At 58.6% G+C, this 17,588-nt stretch carries 14 protein-coding genes and 1 pseudogene; 6 read left to right on the forward strand and 9 right to left on the reverse strand.

Annotation, left to right across the window (positions count from 1 at the left end):
• Positions 1 to 43: 43 nt before the first annotated feature.
• Positions 44 to 1,207, forward strand: a complete 1,164-nt coding sequence (locus BM174_RS10310; RefSeq protein ID WP_093923767.1) for an MFS transporter — start codon at positions 44 to 46, stop codon at positions 1,205 to 1,207.
• Positions 1,208 to 1,289: 82 nt separating this feature from the next.
• Positions 1,290 to 4,178, forward strand: a complete 2,889-nt coding sequence (uvrA, locus tag BM174_RS10315; RefSeq protein WP_093923768.1) for an excinuclease ABC subunit UvrA — start codon at positions 1,290 to 1,292, stop codon at positions 4,176 to 4,178.
• A 107-nt stretch (positions 4,179 to 4,285) separates the two neighbouring features.
• Here the strand turns inward: uvrA and BM174_RS10320 are convergent, their stop codons facing one another.
• The 5 genes and pseudogenes from BM174_RS10320 to BM174_RS10335 all read right to left on the reverse strand — a co-directional run bounded on the left by BM174_RS10320 (position 4,286) and on the right by BM174_RS10335 (position 10,253).
• Complete coding sequence (locus tag BM174_RS10320; RefSeq protein WP_245766321.1) at positions 4,286 to 5,305, reverse strand: transketolase; 1,020 nt, start codon at positions 5,303 to 5,305, stop codon at positions 4,286 to 4,288.
• Positions 5,306 to 5,496: 191 nt separating this feature from the next.
• Complete coding sequence (gene mmsB, locus BM174_RS21655) at positions 5,497 to 6,381, reverse strand: 3-hydroxyisobutyrate dehydrogenase (RefSeq protein ID WP_342742060.1); 885 nt, start codon at positions 6,379 to 6,381, stop codon at positions 5,497 to 5,499.
• Positions 6,382 to 6,453: 72 nt separating this feature from the next.
• Positions 6,454 to 7,422, reverse strand: a pseudogene (locus tag BM174_RS21660) (enoyl-CoA hydratase/isomerase family protein); the annotation flags it as partial.
• Complete coding sequence (locus tag BM174_RS10330; RefSeq protein WP_093923770.1) at positions 7,419 to 8,561, reverse strand: acyl-CoA dehydrogenase family protein; 1,143 nt, start codon at positions 8,559 to 8,561, stop codon at positions 7,419 to 7,421. The pseudogene BM174_RS21660 and the gene BM174_RS10330, both read right to left, overlap by 4 nt.
• A 192-nt stretch (positions 8,562 to 8,753) precedes the next feature.
• Entirely contained in the window at positions 8,754 to 10,253 is a 1,500-nt protein-coding gene (locus BM174_RS10335) for a CoA-acylating methylmalonate-semialdehyde dehydrogenase (protein ID WP_093923771.1), read from the reverse strand.
• A gap of 110 nt (positions 10,254 to 10,363) precedes the next feature.
• Between BM174_RS10335 and BM174_RS10340 the strand changes: the two genes are divergently transcribed.
• From BM174_RS10340 to coaD, 3 genes are all read left to right on the forward strand, one after another.
• Entirely contained in the window at positions 10,364 to 11,260 is an 897-nt protein-coding gene (locus BM174_RS10340) for a LysR family transcriptional regulator (protein WP_093923772.1), read from the forward strand.
• Positions 11,261 to 11,323: 63 nt separating this feature from the next.
• Positions 11,324 to 11,758, forward strand: coding sequence for a CBS domain-containing protein (locus BM174_RS10345; protein ID WP_093923773.1), 435 nt, complete (start codon positions 11,324 to 11,326; stop codon positions 11,756 to 11,758).
• A 67-nt stretch (positions 11,759 to 11,825) separates the two neighbouring features.
• Positions 11,826 to 12,323 (forward strand): pantetheine-phosphate adenylyltransferase, encoded by a 498-nt coding sequence (coaD, locus tag BM174_RS10350; protein WP_093923774.1) that lies wholly within the window; start codon positions 11,826 to 11,828, stop codon positions 12,321 to 12,323.
• 62 nt (positions 12,324 to 12,385) lie between these two features.
• Here coaD and BM174_RS21060 read toward each other — a convergent pair whose 3' ends face one another.
• The gene (locus BM174_RS21060) at positions 12,386 to 12,529 is read right to left on the reverse strand and encodes a hypothetical protein (RefSeq protein ID WP_177209459.1); all 144 of its coding nucleotides are present in this window, start codon (positions 12,527 to 12,529) and stop codon (positions 12,386 to 12,388) included.
• A gap of 97 nt (positions 12,530 to 12,626) precedes the next feature.
• Entirely contained in the window at positions 12,627 to 13,628 is a 1,002-nt protein-coding gene (gap, locus tag BM174_RS10355; RefSeq protein ID WP_093923775.1) for a type I glyceraldehyde-3-phosphate dehydrogenase, read from the reverse strand.
• A 198-nt stretch (positions 13,629 to 13,826) separates the two neighbouring features.
• Here gap and BM174_RS10360 point away from each other — a divergent pair, with 198 nt between their 5' ends.
• Positions 13,827 to 14,813: a DUF808 domain-containing protein gene (locus BM174_RS10360; protein ID WP_093923776.1), complete on the forward strand. Its 987-nt coding sequence runs from the start codon at positions 13,827 to 13,829 to the stop codon at positions 14,811 to 14,813.
• A gap of 108 nt (positions 14,814 to 14,921) precedes the next feature.
• On the opposite strand, the gene BM174_RS21065 is transcribed toward BM174_RS10360, so the two are convergent.
• A complete protein-coding gene (locus tag BM174_RS21065) occupies positions 14,922 to 15,098 on the reverse strand; it encodes a hypothetical protein (protein ID WP_177209460.1) in 177 nt (58 codons plus the stop codon).
• Between the two features lie 210 nt (positions 15,099 to 15,308).
• Entirely contained in the window at positions 15,309 to 17,324 is a 2,016-nt protein-coding gene (tkt, locus tag BM174_RS10365; protein WP_093923777.1) for a transketolase, read from the reverse strand.
• Positions 17,325 to 17,588: the final 264 nt, after the last annotated feature.

Raw genomic sequence — 17,588 nt, forward strand, 5'->3', positions numbered from 1 at the left:
TCGGTGCTCTGCTTTTCGCCGCAAGCGTCCCTGAAACCTTAACATGACAGCACCTTCGTACACATCTTTCCCACTTGTGTTTGCCCTTTGGGGCGCCGGTCTCGGTGCCGCGGCGCAGTACGGCAAGATGAGCGTCGTCTTTGACCTGCTGCCGCAAGTCTATCCGGATCAAGGGCAAGCGCTCGGATTTGTCGTCTCACTGGTCGGTTTTGTGGGCATCCTTCTTGGCGTCGTTGCGGGGCTGGTCGTCGCGCGGGTCAGGTACCGGCGGGCGCTGCTTTGGGCGCTGTGGGGCGGGGCGGTTGTGTCGGCATTTCAGGCGACACTGCCATCGCTGGAGTGGATGCTGGCCTCGCGGGTGATAGAGGGCGCGTCGCATCTTATGATCGTGGTTGCCGCGCCTACGCTGATCGCGCAGCTCAGCGCGGATCGGCACCGCGGCTTTACCTTGACCCTGTGGGGGACGTTCTTTGGCGTCGCCTTTGCCATCCTTGTTTGGGCTGGGCGACCCCTAGCGGTTGCTTATGGCTTGCCCGTGTTGTTCGCCGCGCACGCGGCTTATATGGCGGTCTTTGCGATCCATTTGTCGTCACGGTTGCAGGCGCTACCGCGCGAAGCCGCGCAACCTGCGTTTTCCTTCGCTCAAATCATCCGCGATCACCTCACAATCTATCGCTCCCCGCGCCTCAGTGCTCCTGCGGCGGGATGGCTGTTTTACACTTTCAGCTTCGTATCAATCCTCACAGTCCTGCCGCCATATCTGCCCGAAGGCAGCCGCGCGATGATCATGGGGGCCATGCTGTTAACCAGCATGGCCGTTTCCATGACGCTCGGGGTCATACTGTTGCGGCACCTGCCAGCGGTGCGGGTCGTTCAACTAGGCTTTGGCTTTTCCGCCCTCAGTGTGCTGTGGCTTTGGGCCGCCCCCAGTGCACTGCCGGCCTGTCTGGCACTCGCCGCGGCAATGGGTTTGATCCAAGGTGCAAGCTTTGCTGCCGTGCCGCAGCTAAACACCACGCCAGCGGCACAGGCCCAAGCCAACGGGGCGATGGCGCAGATGGGCAACATCGGCAATACGCTCGGCACGCCCGTGATGGCGGCCGGACTGGCAGCAATTGGCTACAACGCGCTACCGCTTTTTGCAGGGATCGCGTTTATGGGGGGCCTTGCGGCGCACTTGATACTGGGTATTTTCCGCCGGAGATAGGCATGTTCACTGTTGGTTCTCAATTTGCCATTGGAGAATCCCTATCAGCACCCTATGTACGATGCGTTAACGGGGGCATGTGATGGCTGAGCAGAAGTTTATCGAGGTACGCGGCGCGCGCGAACATAACCTCAAAAATATCGACGTAGATATCCCGCGCGACCAGTTGGTTGTGATCACCGGCCTGTCGGGGTCGGGGAAATCTTCGCTCGCGTTTGATACAATTTACGCCGAAGGGCAGCGGCGCTATGTCGAATCGCTGTCGGCCTACGCCCGTCAATTCCTTGATATGATGCAGAAACCCGATGTAGATCACATCTCGGGTCTTTCTCCTGCGATCTCGATTGAGCAAAAGACCACCTCGAAAAATCCGCGTTCGACGGTCGGTACCGTGACCGAGATCTATGACTATATGCGGCTGCTGTTTGCCCGCGTGGGCACGCCTTATTCCCCGACGACCGGCAAGCCGATTGAGGCCCAGCAGGTGCAGGATATGGTCGACCGTGTAATGGCGATGGAGGAGGGCACGCGCGCCTATTTGCTCGCCCCCATCGTACGCGACCGGAAAGGTGAGTACCGCAAGGAATTCATCGAGTTGCGTAAAACCGGCTTTCAGCGCATCAAGGTTAACGGGGAATTTCACGACCTTGACGAGCCGCCGACGCTGGATAAAAAATTCCGCCATGACATCGATGTTGTCGTTGACCGGATCGTGGTCCGCGAGGGGCTTGAAACCCGTCTTGCCGACAGTCTGCGTACCGCGCTAGACCTTGCGGACGGCATTGCAATTCTGGAGACCGCGCCTGCTGAGGGCGAGCCGGAACGCCACACATTCTCTGAAAAATTTGCCTGTCCGGACAGTGGATTTACCATTCCCGAAATCGAGCCACGTCTGTTCTCGTTCAACGCGCCCTTCGGGGCGTGCCCCGTGTGCGATGGGTTGGGGGTCGAGCTATTCTTCGACGAGCGTCTTGTGGTGCCCGACCAGAACCTAAAAATTTACGACGGTGCCTTGGCCCCGTGGCGCAAGGGCAAATCGCCCTATTTCAAGCAAACCATTGAAGCCATCGCCAAGCATTACCAGTTCGACCAGCAGACTCGCTGGAAAGACCTGCCCGAGAAGGTGCAGGAGGTGTTTCTGCGTGGATCCGGCAAGGAAGAGATCAAGTTCCGCTATGACGAGGGCGGGCGGGTCTATGAGGTCAGCCGTGTGTTTGAGGGCGTGATCCCGAACATGGAACGCCGCTACCGCGAGACCGATAGCAACTGGATACGTGAAGAATTTGAGCGCTATCAGAACAACCGTCCCTGCGGGGCCTGTGAGGGCTTTCGCCTGCGCCCCGAAGCTCTGGCGGTCAAAATCGGCCCGTCGAACGCTGGTGCCGATAAGCTGCTCCACGCCGGACATGTTGTGCAGATGTCGATCAAGGAGGCCTATGATTGGTGCACGGCAGTGCCGGACTACCTGACTCACCAAAAAAACGAGATTGCCCGCGCCATTTTGAAGGAAATTCGTGAGCGGCTCGGGTTCCTAAATAATGTTGGTTTAGAATACCTTACACTCGCCCGTTCAAGCGGCACCTTAAGCGGTGGCGAGAGCCAGCGTATCCGTTTGGCGAGCCAGATCGGCTCTGGTCTCACTGGGGTTCTTTACGTGCTCGACGAACCTTCCATCGGGTTGCACCAGCGCGACAATGATCGCCTGTTGCTGACGCTGAAGAACCTTCGCGATCAGGGCAATACCGTGATTGTAGTCGAGCATGACGAAGAGGCGATCCGCGAGGCGGATTACGTCTTCGATATTGGTCCGGGTGCGGGTGTGCATGGGGGACAGGTGGTCAGCCACGGCACCCCGTCACAGGTCGCTGCCGATCCCAATTCGGTAACCGGACAGTACCTGACCGGCGTGCGGGAAATCGCTGTTCCTGCAACCCGCCGCAAAGGCAAAGGCAAGGCCAAGAAAATTCAGGTGGTGAAGGCCACAGGCAACAACCTGCAAAACGTCACGGTCGATTTTCCGCTGGGCAAGTTTGTCTGTGTGACGGGCGTTTCAGGGGGCGGCAAATCAACGCTGACCATCGAAACGCTGTTCAAAACCGCCTCGATGAATCTCAACGGCGCGCGTCAAACACCGGCCCCCTGCGAAACGATCAAAGGGCTGGAACATCTCGACAAGGTCATCGACATCGACCAGCGCCCGATTGGCCGTACGCCGCGCTCGAACCCTGCGACCTATACCGGTGCCTTCACCCCGATCCGTGATTGGTTTGCCGGACTGCCGGAGTCGAAGGCGCGCGGCTACAAGCCCGGACGCTTCAGCTTTAACGTCAAGGGCGGGCGCTGTGAGGCGTGTCAGGGTGACGGGGTCATCAAGATCGAGATGCACTTCCTGCCGGATGTCTATGTCGAATGTGAGACCTGTAAAGGCGCGCGCTATAATCGCGAGACGCTGGAGATTAAGTTCAAGGGGAACTCAATCGCGGATGTGCTGAATATGACGGTGGAAGACGCGCAGGGCTTTTTCGCCGCGGTGCCGTCAATCCGTGACAAGATGGATGCGCTGATGCGGGTCGGGCTGGGCTATATCAAGGTCGGTCAGCAGGCGACGACCCTTTCAGGCGGCGAGGCGCAACGCGTCAAGCTCTCCAAGGAGCTGAGCAAACGTTCAACCGGACGTACGCTCTATATTCTCGACGAACCGACGACTGGGTTGCATTTCGAGGACGTGCGTAAGCTGTTGGAAGTGTTGCATGAGCTGGTCGATCAGGGCAACTCGGTCATCGTGATCGAGCATAACCTCGATGTGGTAAAGACAGCCGACTACATCATTGATATCGGCCCGGAGGGCGGCGATGGCGGTGGTCAGGTCGTGGCCACTGGGACACCCGAAGAAGTCGCAGAAGTGCCGGAGAGCCACACGGGCAAGTACCTGAAACCGATGCTTAAGAAGCGTCAGGTCGCAGCGGAATAAACGCTTTCCTCTCTATCGAAAGTTAAGAAAGGCCGCGTAGCATATGCTACGCGGCCTTTCTTTAAGTGGCATAGCAGGCACTTAGTGCCCGTCTTAGGTATCAGATGTTATAGAAACGCTCTTGCGACGCGGATCATCTGCAGCGTTTCGTACGCACTGTCCTCCAAGGTGATCAACTGGCCGTTCAATACCGCGTAATTGTGACCCGTTGCTGGCTCGGGCAGGCGGTACAGGCGACGCAGTTCTTCCTGCGTGAGCGCGGCTGTCGGTGCCACAGTCAAGCCGGGCTCAAGGTCGGATACACCCGCCAGTTCATTGATAAGCAAAAGTGAATCGTAGTCCTTTTCCTCAAGCAAGACGGGCATCCCGTCGATCAGCCCATAGCGCTGGCCTTGCGGTGCAGGGGAGATGTTGAACAGCGTGGCGATTTGTTCGGAGGTCAGCAACAGTGTGTCGACATCCTCCAGTTCGCGCACCTCGCGGTCTTGTAAATAGGTCTCGCGTTGATCGTGCCAGACGCCGTCGATTTTGTCCTCGTCATAGGCGACCCATTCCTCGTAGGTGACACCCTTTTTCGCGAGGCCAGGCGGTACGCAGGGTGGGTCCATCTTCGCAAGGCCCGGAGGGCAATTGCGATAGGTAACCAGTTGATCTGGTTCAACGTCTGTGATCAGCACGTCGCGGCCCAGAAATCCGAGAGCGGCAGCGCCGGCGAGCAAGGCCATATCGCGACCTTCGGGTGCTTTCGCTTTCAGTACATCATCAATCCGTACGCGATATTCATCGCTATCACGGTCAATCTTCACTTTTTTATAGTTTTTTGAAGCCTCTTTCAGCGTTTTCTCAACATGCTTTTCGTCCTTGGACTTCTTTTTCTTGGCGTCTTTATGCTTGGCGTCTTTATGCTTGGCGTCTTTATGCTTTTGCTTATCTTTTTTCTTATGCTTCTTTTTGTCTTTCTTATCCTTTTTGCCCTTATCGTCTTTGGCGAGCCAGATCTGCGCGTCCTGCGCTGTTAGTTCGGACGCAAAAAAGTTTGCGCCCTGCGAGGGAGCGGAAAGCGGCGCGGCAAAGGATGCGGTGGCGAGGCTGGTGGAAACCAGTGCAGTTGTCAAAAGATGACGCATGGAAAAATTCCTTGAACAGGGGGCGTTATCATTCAACAAATCCAAACTGCATTGGTTCCGTCAGGGACGTCAGCCAACGATCTAACGGCGCAGACCCGCCGATGCTGCATCCCCGCTGCGAAATGCCACTTCGCATAGATCCCTCCAGTTCTGCAGACTGCCGCCAGCGACTACCCTACGCCCGTCTGAAATTACCCGTTGCGGCTACGTTTCTCAAAGCGCGGCAGCATCGCAGAGAAATCACGGCCCTTGCCGTCTTCTTCGTCTACAAACCGCTTATAAAGCTCCAGCGCCAGCGCCCCCATAGGCGTATCGGCGTCTACAACTTCGGCAGCCTGCTGGCTCAGACCTAAATCTTTGAGCATCAATTCCGCAGCAAAACCGGGCGTATACCCGTTGTCTGCAGGAGATTTCGGCCCGACACCGGGGGCAGGGCAATAGGCATTCATTGACCACGAATAGCCCGACGAGGTGCTCACCACGTCAAACATGCGTTCGCGGTCCAACCCTAGTTTATCTGCCAAGGCAAAGGCTTCGCAGGTGGCGATCATTGTGGCGCCGAGGATCATGTTGTTGCAGATCTTAGCAGCCTGTCCCGCACCCGCGTCGCCGCAGTGCACGGCTTTCTGGCCCATGATGTCAAACAATGGCTTGGCTTTGGCAAAGGCAGCTTCGGTCCCGCCAGCCATAAAGGTTAACGTGCCACCCGAAGCGCCGCCGATGCCACCTGATACCGGTGCATCAACTGCCAGTATCCCAGCGTTCTCAGCAGCTTGGGAGGTGTTGCGTGCACTTTCCACATCCACTGTGGAGCAGTCAATGAACAAGGCACCTTGGGCCATATGCGCGATAGCCTGCGCTGCCACCTGCCGCAGGATGGACCCATTGGGCAGCATTGTGATCACCACATCCGCGCCTTTTGCGGCGGCTTCGATGTCGGCGACAGCCTCAACCCCCTCGGCGGTCGTACCTGCGACGTCATAGCCGCGCAGCTTGTGGCCCGCTTTCGCCAGATTAGCGGCCATCGGCGCGCCCATGTTGCCCAGACCGATAAAGCCGATTGTCAAATTTTTCATGCCGGTGTCCTTCAAGTTCAGGGCATTCTTGCCCAGTGGTTGCAGCATCTTACCCACGGCGGCAGTGGGCACGTCTGTGCCAGCGAACTGCCACTGCGGCGTGCGATCTTTGTCGATGATAGCGGCGCGGATGCCTTCGAGGAAATCCCCATGCTCTGTCGCGCGGTAGGTAAATCGGTACTCCAGATCCAAGGCCTTCTCCATCGTGAGGGAGGGGCCGCGCAGGCGGTGGAGCATCTCGATCGTGCAGGCCATCGAAAGGGGCGCATTGCGTTGCAGCTTTTTCAGCGCGTCGGCGGCGAAGTCGCTGTCGTCGTTGCGCAGGTCGGTAAGGACATCGCTCAAAGCTTCGCCGGCAAAGAGCGCGTCGATCTGTGCCTGCTGGTCGCGCAATGTGCCATTGGGTGGGGATTTTTCGGCAGCAGTGATGGCATCCGCCACACCCGTTTCTTCCAGTGATTTGATGATGTCAGGCCATTGATCTTGCAGGATAAAATGATCGGCGAATCCTGCAAAGATAGCATCATCCGCATCCATACGGACGGCCGTGATACCTAGGTATTCGCCCAAGCGCCCGGGAGCGAGCGCCAAAAGCAAGCTGCCGCCCACGTCAGGAACCAGGCCGATGCCACATTCCGGCATGGCAATCTGGCTGGTTTCACCAACAATACGGTGTGAGCCATGGCAGCCGATGCCAACCCCGCCGCCCATCGTAAATTCCTGAAGAAACGACACGAAAGGCTTGGGATAGCTGAATATTTTGTAGTTCAGCCGATACTCGTCCGCCCAGAATTTCTGGCCATAGGCGAAATCCCCAGCGCGCCCGCGTTCATAAAGCTCGGCGATGTCGCCGCCCGAGCAAAAGGCCCGGTCGCCCTCGGCGTCGATCACGACGAGTGCTACAGCCTCATCATCGCGCCATTGATCGAGCGCTGCTTCAATGGCGAGGCACATCTCATAGGTCAGCGCATTCAAAGCTTTAGGGCGGTTCAGGGTGATGCGCCCCGCACGGCCGACATTGCGGATCGAAATATCGCTCATCGGTTTTTCAGCATGTCACGGGCAACGATCACGCGCATGATCTCGTTGGTGCCTTCAAGAATTTGGTGTACCCGCAAGTCGCGCACCAGCTTTTCGATGCCATAATCAGCCAGATAGCCATAGCCACCATGCAGCTGCAGGCATTGATCAACGATTTTGCTGCCTGCTTCGGTGACAAACTTCTTAGCCATCGCGCAAAATTTGGTCGCATCCGGCGCGCCGGTGTCGAGCTTCCATGCCGCGTGGCGCAGAAAGGTGCGGGCCGCCTGAAGCTCGATCTCCATATCCGCGAGCCGGAATTGTAGCCCCTGAAACTGATCGATGGGTTTGCCGAATGCCTGCCGCTCGCCCATGTATTGCAGTGTCGCGTTCAATGCGGTCTGTGCAGCACCCAGCGAGCAAGCGGAGATATTCAAACGGCCGCCATCCAGCCCCATCATCGCATATTTGAAACCTTTTCCCTCTTCTCCAACCAGATTACCCGCAGGAATGTCGCAATTGTCAAACTGCACCTGCGCGGTCGGTTGGCTGCGCCAGCCCATTTTATCTTCCAGACCACCGAAGCTGAGCCCTTTGGTGCCGTCCTCGACGTAGACTGTGGAGACGCCCGCTGCCCCGTCGTCCGAGGTGCGTACCATCGTGACATAGGCGTCGGAATAGCCGCCGCCGGAGATGAATGCTTTGGTGCCGTTCAGGCGGTAGCCTTCGTTGGTACGCTCGCATTTGGTCTTGAGGGCTGCGGCGTCAGAGCCGGAGCCGGGTTCAGTCAGGCAATAGCTCAGCACCGTGCTCATGCTCAGCACATCCGGCATGATCCGCGCTTTCAATTCTTCGCTGGCGAAATTATCGAGCATCTTGGCGCACATGTTGTGGATCGACAGGAACGCAGCAACGGACGGGCAGGCCATGCTGAGCGCTTCGAAAACGAGGGTCGCATCAAGGCGCGAAAGCCCCGAACCGCCCGCATCTTCAGAAACATAAAGCCCACCAAACCCAAGCTCGGCTATCTGCGGCCACAACTCCTTCGGGATGGACTCGTTCTTTTCCCATTTCTGCGCATTGGGTGCGATATGTTCCTGACCAAAGGCATAGGCCATGTCAAAAATTGCGGTTTGTTCGTCGCTCAGCGCGAAATCCATCGGTGGTTCCCCCTCAAAGTTCATAGAAATGAACACTTGTTTAATTATAGCAATGCCTGCCCATTGCTACAACAGCTTTGGCGGGATGACCGCTCGCGGCGCAGTGCAATTATCATCCGGTTTGTTGACGGGCAGCCGCCTATCACCGCGCAGTCGTAAAAAGGGGCGAACATTGCTGCCCGCCCCTTGGATTTATTCCATCACGGGGATGGAGAATTCACCGCCCTCTTTAATGCCCGAAGGCCAGCGGGCTGTTACGGTCTTGGTGCGCGTGTAGAACTTGAAGGCATCGGGGCCGTGCTGGTTCAAATCGCCAAACACTGATTTCTTCCAGCCGCCGAAGGTGTGATAGGCCAGCGGCACGGGGATTGGCACGTTGATGCCGACCATGCCGACATTGATCCGGTTGGCAAAATCGCGTGCCGCATCGCCATCGCGGGTATAGATTGCGGTGCCGTTGCCATACTCGTGGTCCATCGCGAGGCCAATCGCCTCCTCGTAGCTCTGGGCACGCACGCAGGTCAGCACGGGGCCAAATATTTCCTGCTTGTAGATGTCCATGTCTTTGGTGGCGCGGTCAAACAGGTGCGGGCCTACAAAGAAACCGTCCTCGTAACCTTGCAGTTTGAAATCGCGCCCGTCGACAACCAGCTCGGCGCCTTGGTCGATGCCGGTCTGTACCAGACGTTCGATATTGGCCTTGGCTGCGGCGGTCACGACGGGGCCGTAATCCACGTCATTGCCGGAAGTGTAGGGGCCGACCTTCAGCGCTTCGATCCGTGGGACCAGCTTGGCGATCAGACGGTCGGCAGTATCGTCACCGACAGGGACGGCCACCGAAATCGCCATGCAGCGTTCGCCCGCCGCGCCGTAGCCGGCACCGATCAAAGCATCAGCGGCCTGATCCATATCCGCATCGGGCATGATGATCATGTGGTTCTTGGCGCCACCGAAACATTGCACGCGCTTGCCGTTGGCACAGCCGGTTGCATAGATATATTCCGCAATGGCGGTGGAACCGACGAACCCGATCGACTGGATCACATCGTGGTGCAGGATCGCGTCGACCGCTTCCTTGTCGCCGTTCACCACCTGAATGATGCCCTTGGGCAGACCGGCTTCCTCAAGCAGTTCTGCCAGCATCAACGGCACGGATGGATCACGCTCGGACGGTTTGAGGATGAACGCGTTGCCGCAGGCGATGGCAGGCGCAAACATCCACATCGGGATCATCGCAGGGAAGTTGAAGGGCGTGATGCCCGCCGTGACGCCTAAAGGCTGGCGCATGGAATACATGTCGATGCCGGGGCCGGCGCTGTCGGTGAAATCGCCCTTGAGCAGTTCGGGCGCACCGATGCAATATTCCACCACTTCAAGCCCGCGCTGCACGTCACCGGCAGCATCGGGGAGGGTTTTGCCATGCTCGCGGCTCAGCGCTTCGGCGAGCTTGTCCATATCGCGGTTCAGCAGAGCGACAAACTTCATCATCACCCGTGCGCGGCGCTGCGGGTTGGTAGCGGCCCAAGCGGGCTGCGCGGCGGCGGCATAGGCCACGGCCTTGTCCATTTCTTCGCCATTGGCCAGCGGCACGCGGGCCTGCACTTCGCCTGTGGCGGGGTTCATTACATCGGCAAAGCGGCCCGAGGTGCCTTTGACGTGTTCGCCATTGAGATAGTGGGTCAGTTCTTGCATGAGGCTCTCCATTCCTGTTGAGCGCAGGATAGGCTTGCAAAAAGGCAGGGGGAAGGGGCAAGGTTTCAAAACGGCTTTGCATTTTTGCAAAGCATAGTGGGGCAGGGCGCATGGAGCGAAACTGGGATGATTTACGGCTGTTTCTGGCGGTCGCGCGCGAGCAGAGCCTATCAGCGGCAGGCAAACTGCTGCGGCTGGACCCTGCCACATTAGGGCGGCGGATGGCACGGCTGGAGAAATCGCTGCAAACTGGTTTGTTCGTGAAATCCCCGCAGGGTTATGCGCTGACCGATGCGGGCGTGCAATTGTTGGCGCGGGCCGAGGCGGCAGAACAGGCGATGCGCATCGCCTCCGCCGGTGTCGCGGCGCCGAGTGACCGGCTGAGCGGGCAAATCCGCCTTGGTGCGCCGGACGGTTGCGCGAACTTTCTGCTGCCGCAGGTCTGCGCGCGGATCGTGACAGACAATCCTGATCTCGACATCCAGATCGTCGCACTGCCACGGGTGTTCAACCTGTCACGGCGCGAGGCGGATATGGCCATTGGCGTCAGTGCGCCGACTGCGGGCAGACTGCTGGTGCAAAAGGTCACCGACTATCACCTGCATCTGGCGGCGTCCGAGAGCTATCTGGCGGCGCATTCGGCGATCGCTTCGGTAGATGATCTCGCGGCGCATCGCTTGGTCGGCTATATTCCCGATATGATTTTTGACCGCGAGTTGGATTACCTTGCGGAACTTGGCGTGTCGCGGGTGCCGCTGGCCTCCAACTCGGTCTCGGTGCAGGTGCAGATGATCCGGCAGGGTGGCGGGGTCGGGGTGGTGCATGACTTTTGCTTGCCTGCTGCACCCGGTATCCGGTTGATCCTTGAGGATGCGGTCAGCCTGACGCGCAGCTTCTATCTGATCCGCCACATGGATGATCAACGCAATCTGCGGCTGACCCGGTTTGCCGAAATGCTCAGCGCCGGATTGCGCGCCGAGGTTGGACGCGCCGAGGCAAAGACTTGACAGAATTGACTTTCGCGGTGACGCTGGACCTTCTGGGGGCGTCCATTCAAAGGAGAGCAGTGCATGCTTGTGTCGCAAATTCTCAAGTCCAAATCCGATGATGCGGTGGTCACATCGCCGCCGACGATGCTGATCTCTGAGGCGGCCAAGATATTATCGGACAAGCGCATCGGTACGCTGGTGATCTCCCGCGATGGCAAAACTCCTGACGGTATCCTGTCAGAGCGCGATATCGTGCGTGAGCTGGGTAAGCAGGGCGGCGGCTGCCTGACCATGACGGTCGACAAGCTGATGACCTCCGAGTTGGTGACCTGCAAGCGCGATGACCGTGCCGACCAGATTCTGCTGCAAATGACAGAAGGCCGTTTTCGCCACATGCCCGTGCTGGAAGACGGCGTGATGGTCGGGCTGATTTCGCTTGGCGACGTCGTCAAAGCGCGCCTGACCGAGCTGTCGATGGAAAAAGACGCGCTCGAAGGCATGATCATGGGTCATTGAGCGGTTGCGCCTGCGGGCGCGGCATGCTTCCTAGTACCGACCAAAACGAAAAGACAGGACCGCCTTTATGCGCGTTGGCCTCTACCCCGGTACGTTTGACCCCATCACCTTGGGGCATATCGACATCATCAGGCGCGCCGCGACGCTGGTGGACAAGCTGGTAATCGGCGTTGCGATCAACCGCGACAAAGGCCCGCTGTTTACCCTCGAAGAGCGGGTGGAGATGGTCGAGGCCGAATGCGCCAAGCTATCCGCCAAGTCTGGCATCGAGATTGCCGTACATCCTTTCGAAAACTTGCTGATCGATTGCGCCCGCGATGTTGGTGCCCAGATGATCATCCGTGGCCTGCGGGCTGTGGCAGATTTCGAGTATGAATATCAAATGGTTGGCATGAACCGCCAGCTAGACGATTCCATCGAGACAGTGTTCCTGATGGCCGAGGCGCAACATCAGGCAATCGCCAGCAAGCTGGTCAAGGAAATCGCGCGGCTCAACGGCGATGTCAGCAAATTCGTGACGCCCGAGGTGAACGAGGCATTGCTGGCGCGGTTCGGCAAGCCCTGAGCTGACGGGTTCGGCGGCGCAGATAGGCGAGTGGGGCAAGGCGGCAAGATCTGCCGCGCCCGTTACCGCCAGAAGGCCATCCATTCGATCAATTCGAACAGTTTTTTGCCAAGAAACAGCAAATGGTCGGTGCCGTTATAAACGACATCAATGGTCAGCGCCAAAAGCAAAATCAGTCCCAGACAGATAGCAATGCGGTTGGTCACGAGAGGGCTTTCTCCGTTTCAAGCAAGCCCGAGTAAGGACCGCAGTCTGCGCGTCAGGCTGGCCTGATATGGCAGGGCTGCGGCCCTCGCGCAAGTCTCAGCCCAGTTTGCCCATCGCAACGGCCACATCTGCCATCCGCACGGAAAACGCCCATTCGTTGTCATACCACGCCAGCACGCGCACGGTGCGGCCTGCCACGACGATGGTCTGGTCGGGCGCAAAAATGCAGCTTTCTTCGGTGTGGTTGAAATCGATGCTGACCTTCTGTTCGGGGTCATAGCCCAGCACGCCTTTAAGCGGGCCGATCGCGGCGGCACGGGCGGCGGCGTTAACCTCTTCGACCGTCACATCGCGCGAGGCGGTGAAGGTCAGGTCCACGGCGCTGACATTGGGCGTTGGCACACGCATCGCGGTCCCGTCGAGCTTGCCTTTAAGCGCGGGCAGTACCTCGCCCAAGGCTTTCGCAGCACCGGTCGAGGTCGGGATGATCGCCATGGCGGCGGCGCGGGCGCGGTAAAGATCGCTATGGCGGCGGTCCAGCGTCGGCTGATCGCCAGTATAGCTGTGGATCGTGGTCATCAGTCCGCTTTCGATGCCGATTGCGTTGTTCATCACCATCGCCAGCGGGGCCAGACAGTTGGTGGTGCACGACCCGTTGGAGATCATCGTGTCGGATTTCTGCAGCGTGTCGTGGTTCACGCCATAAACGATGGTGCGGTCGACATTCTTGCCCGGTGCTGACAGCAACACGCGCTTGGCGCCCTGTTCCAGATGAACCCGCGCCTTGTTGCCGTCGTTAAATTTGCCGGTACATTCCAGCACGACGTCACAGCCGGACCAGTCCAGCTCTTCGAGGTTGTAGGTCGACATCATCTCGATATCGTTCTGGCCGAGGTTGATATAGCCGTCGTCGACAGTGATCTCGCCCGGAAAGCGGCCATGCACCGAATCGTATTTGATCAGATGCACGGCAGTGGCGAGCGGCCCTGTCGCGTTGATCTTGACGACTTCGATATCCTTGCGGCCCGAGGCGGCGATATGGCTGAGCGTGCAGCGACCGATCCGGCCAAAGCCATTGATGCCAACTTTGATTGTCATGGGAGCGGTCCTTTTACTGCGGGGCGTTGCGCGCTCTATATCGGGGGCGGGCAAAGGGGTTAAAGGGGCAAACGGCCCTTGGCTCCGGATGTTAGCGATAAAGGTTTGTGTTAGCGGTAAAGGCTTGCGCGGGATCAACAGTTTGCCCTTGGCGCGTTGAGTGCTACCTGTGGGAAGGATTTGCGAAAGGAAGATACATTGAGCGGTTTGATTGCCCTGTTGGATGATGTTGCAGCGATTGCCAAAGTGGCGGCTGCTTCGGTGGATGATGTGATCGGGCAGGCGGCCAAGGCCGGCTCCAAGGCCGCGGGTGCGGTCATTGATGATGCCGCCGTGTCGCCAAAATACGTGCAAGGCTTCGCCGCCGAGCGGGAATTGCCGATCATCTGGCGGATCACCAAAGGGTCTTTGAAGAACAAACTGGTGTTCTTGCTGCCTGCCGGTCTTGCGTTGTCCAACTTTGCGCCTTGGGCGATCTCACCGCTATTGATGCTAGGCGGCGCTTATCTGTGTTTTGAGGGCGCCGAAAAGGTCGCCCATGCCTTAGGGCTGAGCGAGGGCCATGAGGATTACCCTAAAAAGGACGCAAAGCCCAAAGACCCTGCGCACCTTGAAGAAGAGAAAGCCAAGGGTGCGATCAAGACCGACTTTATCCTTTCAGCCGAGATTATGACCATCGCGCTTGCCGCGATCCCGCCCAGCAATTTCTGGATGGAGGCTGCGACGCTGGCCGCCGTGGCGGTGATGATCACCGTGGCCGTTTATGGCGCCGTGGCGCTGATTGTGAAGATGGACGATCTCGGGTTGGCGATGGTCGATCACGGGCGGTTCAGCGTAACCCGCGCCATCGGCGGCGCCATCGTCAAGGCGATGCCCGGATTCTTGAGGCTGCTGACTCTGGTGGGTACGGCTGCAATGCTGTGGGTCGGGGGCTCGATCATCATCCACGGGCTGGAGGAAATGGGTTTTGGCACGCTTGGCCACTGGATTGAGAATGCGGCTGTTGCTGTCGGCCATCTGGTCCCTGAAAGCTTTGTCGGCGCAGTGGAGTGGATTGTTACAGCGGCGCTTGATGGTGTCTTTGGCGTGGCACTCGGATTGCTCCTGATCCCGATTGGCGAAAAGATCATCACGCCAATCTGGCGCAAGATTTTCAACCGCGAAGAAGCCGTGCATCCGGCATAAGATTTGAGAATCCGGCCAGTCCTGCAAGGCGGGGCTGGTCTTTTTTATGCGAAGGCTCAGGCGCCGGCGAAAACCGATGCACGGGCAAACTCCGGGCGAAGGCTGAACCTAGTCTTCGCGCAGATGCGCAGCACGGGCCTGCCGGAACGCGAGGCTCATCACCGCAATCTGGCCAAAGGCTGAATAGACCAGCAATCCTGAGAGCGGCCCATTGCCCTGCACCATCCAGGCCAGTGCCGCCACCAATCCTGCCGAAACGCCAATCAGCAAATAAAAAACAGGCATGATGATCCTTTCAGGCAAAGGGGGGACCGCATGCGGAAACAGGACAATACCCTGCACGCTACAGTCTAGTGTGTTCAACCATAGGTCACTGTGGTGCATAAATCTATAAGGGGGGCGAGGTGACGACCAAAAAGGCGAATTGCGGCCCATAAGACGCGTAAAGGCCGCAGCGGTGTGTCCGCTGCGGCCTTTGTCTCGAAAGGGCTGAAGTTACAGCAGCGCTTTGGCTTTATCCGCGATGTTTTGCGCGGTGATGCCGAACTTCTCAAACAGCTCTTCGGCGGGGCCAGACGCACCAAACCGGTCCATGCCGACAAAATCGGCTTTGCCGTATTTGCCACGCTCCCCGAGCAGCCAGCGATCCCAACCCTGACGCACGCCAGCCTCGACACCGACACGCACCGCACCACCGGGCAGAACCCGCTTGCGGTAAGCATCGTCTTGGGCCGCGAAAAGCTCCATGCAGGGCATCGACACGACGCGTACGCCAATGCCTTCGGCCTGCAACAGATCGCGCGCTTCCATTGCAAGATGCACTTCGGAGCCGGTGGCGATCAGGATGACCTGACGCTTGCCCTCGGCATCGGCCAGCACATAGGCGCCTTTTTCCGACAGGTTGGTGTTTTTGTGCTCAAGCCGCACGGTGGGCAGGCCCTGACGGGTCAGCGACAGCACCGATGGCGTCTTTTTCGAGGTTAGCGCGATTTCCCAAGCTTCGGCGGTTTCAACGCTGTCGGCAGGGCGGAACACATAGGTGTTCGGGGTCGAGCGGCTGATCGCCAGATGCTCGACCGGCTGGTGGGTAGGGCCATCTTCGCCAAGGCCGATTGAATCGTGGGTCATCACAAAAACTGTCGGAATTTGCATCAAGGCCGCAAGGCGCATTGAGGGGCGGGCGTAGTCGGTGAAACACATAAACGTGCCGCCGTAAGGCCGGATGCCGCCATGCAGCGCCATGCCGTTCATTGCCGCCGCCATACCATGTTCGCGGATGCCCCAATAGACATAGCGCCCGGCACGGTTATCAATGTCAAAGACCCCCAGATCGCCGGTTTTGGTGTTGTTGGAACCGGTTAGGTCCGCCGAGCCGCCAACGGTTTCTTCCATGATCGGGTTAATCACTTCCAAAGCCTTTTCGCTGCTGGCACGGGTGGCGAGCTTTGGCGCGGATTCGGTCATCTGCTTTTTAAACGCCTTGATCGTGGCGCTCAGCTTCTTAGGGACATCCAGCGCAAAGGCACGGTTAAAGGTTTCGCGCTTGCCGCGCGGCATCTTGTCAAACCGCTCTTCCCAATCACGGCGGGTCTCGGCGCCGCGCTTGCCGATGTCTTCCCATGCCGATTTCACGTCCGCAGGCACTTCGAAGGGGCCAGTGGTCCAACCGTAGGCTTCCTTGGCAGCGCTCATCTGGGCCGCGTCGGTCAAGGCGCCGTGGCCTTTCGAGGTATCCTGCGCCGCATGGCCAAGGGCGATATGCGTCTTGCAGGCGATCATGGTGGGCTTGTCGGACTTGCGTGCCTCGGTCAGGGCGGCGTCGATCTCGGCGGGGTTGTGGCCGTCGATCTCGATGGTGTGCCATTTGGCAGCGGCAAAACGCGCGACTTGATCGGTATCGTCAGACAGGCTGACCGGACCGTCGATGGTGATGTTGTTGTTGTCCCACATCAGCACCAGCTTGGAGAGCTTGTGGCGGCCCGCAAGAGTGATCGCCTCTTGGCTCACACCCTCCATCAGACAGCCGTCGCCTGCGATGACGTAGGTGTGGTGATCCATAACCTTCTCGCCGTACTGGGCGCGCAGCATTTCTTCGGCCATCGCGAAACCAACGGCATTGGCAATGCCCTGACCCAGCGGGCCTGTGGTGGTTTCAATGGCATCAGCGAGGAAGTTCTCGGGGTGGCCCGCGGTGCGCGCGCCGATCTGGCGGAAATTCTTGATCTCTTCGAGCGGGAACTGTGCATAGCCTGTCAGGTGCAGCAGCGAATAAAGCAGCATCGAGCCATGGCCCGCCGAGAGAATAAAACGGTCGCGGTCCGGCCAGAGCGGGTTGGCGGCATCGAACTTGAGGTGCTTTTCAAACAACACGGTGGCCACATCGGCCATGCCCATCGGCATGCCGGAATGCCCGGAATTTGCGGCAGCAACCGCATCAAGGGTCAAGGCGCGAATGGCCGTAGCTTTGGACCAGTGGTCCGGATTGGCGGTGCGCAGGGCGGTCAGATCCACGGGGTCTATATCCTTGTAAGGGCAGGGGCAGATTGCGGGTCTGAATACCATCCGCGTGTCAAAGTTCAAGCCAAAGGCGGTTTGGCTTGGGCGCTAAGCTGCGCGCAGGATCAAGTTTGCCGTTCAAGTGGCTGATCTGAAAGGGGGGCGCATTTGGCATTCTCTTTGGATAGGATTAACAAAACACATTGGCACAGGCGATTCGCGCCGCAGCCGTGCCAGATACCAATGCTGTGCAACACGCAGGTGGAGGGACCAGACAGG

The organism is Sulfitobacter brevis, from assembly GCF_900112755.1.
In the GTDB taxonomy this organism is placed as follows: Bacteria; Pseudomonadota; Alphaproteobacteria; order Rhodobacterales; family Rhodobacteraceae; genus Sulfitobacter; species Sulfitobacter brevis.

Excerpts from the sequence above, each read along its gene's own strand:
- BM174_RS10310 (WP_093923767.1), top strand. The coding sequence starts at position 44 with ATGACAGCACCTTCGTACACATCTTTCCCACTTGTGTTTGCCCTTTGG.
- uvrA (WP_093923768.1), top strand. The coding sequence starts at position 1,290 with ATGGCTGAGCAGAAGTTTATCGAGGTACGCGGCGCGCGCGAACATAAC.
- BM174_RS10320 (WP_245766321.1), bottom strand. The coding sequence starts at position 5,305 with ATGCGTCATCTTTTGACAACTGCACTGGTTTCCACCAGCCTCGCCACC.
- mmsB (WP_342742060.1), bottom strand. The coding sequence starts at position 6,381 with ATGAAAAATTTGACAATCGGCTTTATCGGTCTGGGCAACATGGGCGCG.
- BM174_RS10330 (WP_093923770.1), bottom strand. The coding sequence starts at position 8,561 with ATGGATTTCGCGCTGAGCGACGAACAAACCGCAATTTTTGACATGGCC.
- BM174_RS10335 (WP_093923771.1), bottom strand. The coding sequence starts at position 10,253 with ATGCAAGAACTGACCCACTATCTCAATGGCGAACACGTCAAAGGCACC.
- BM174_RS10340 (WP_093923772.1), top strand. The coding sequence starts at position 10,364 with ATGGAGCGAAACTGGGATGATTTACGGCTGTTTCTGGCGGTCGCGCGC.
- BM174_RS10345 (WP_093923773.1), top strand. The coding sequence starts at position 11,324 with ATGCTTGTGTCGCAAATTCTCAAGTCCAAATCCGATGATGCGGTGGTC.
- coaD (WP_093923774.1), top strand. The coding sequence starts at position 11,826 with ATGCGCGTTGGCCTCTACCCCGGTACGTTTGACCCCATCACCTTGGGG.
- gap (WP_093923775.1), bottom strand. The coding sequence starts at position 13,628 with ATGACAATCAAAGTTGGCATCAATGGCTTTGGCCGGATCGGTCGCTGC.
- BM174_RS21065 (WP_177209460.1), bottom strand. The coding sequence starts at position 15,098 with ATGCCTGTTTTTTATTTGCTGATTGGCGTTTCGGCAGGATTGGTGGCG.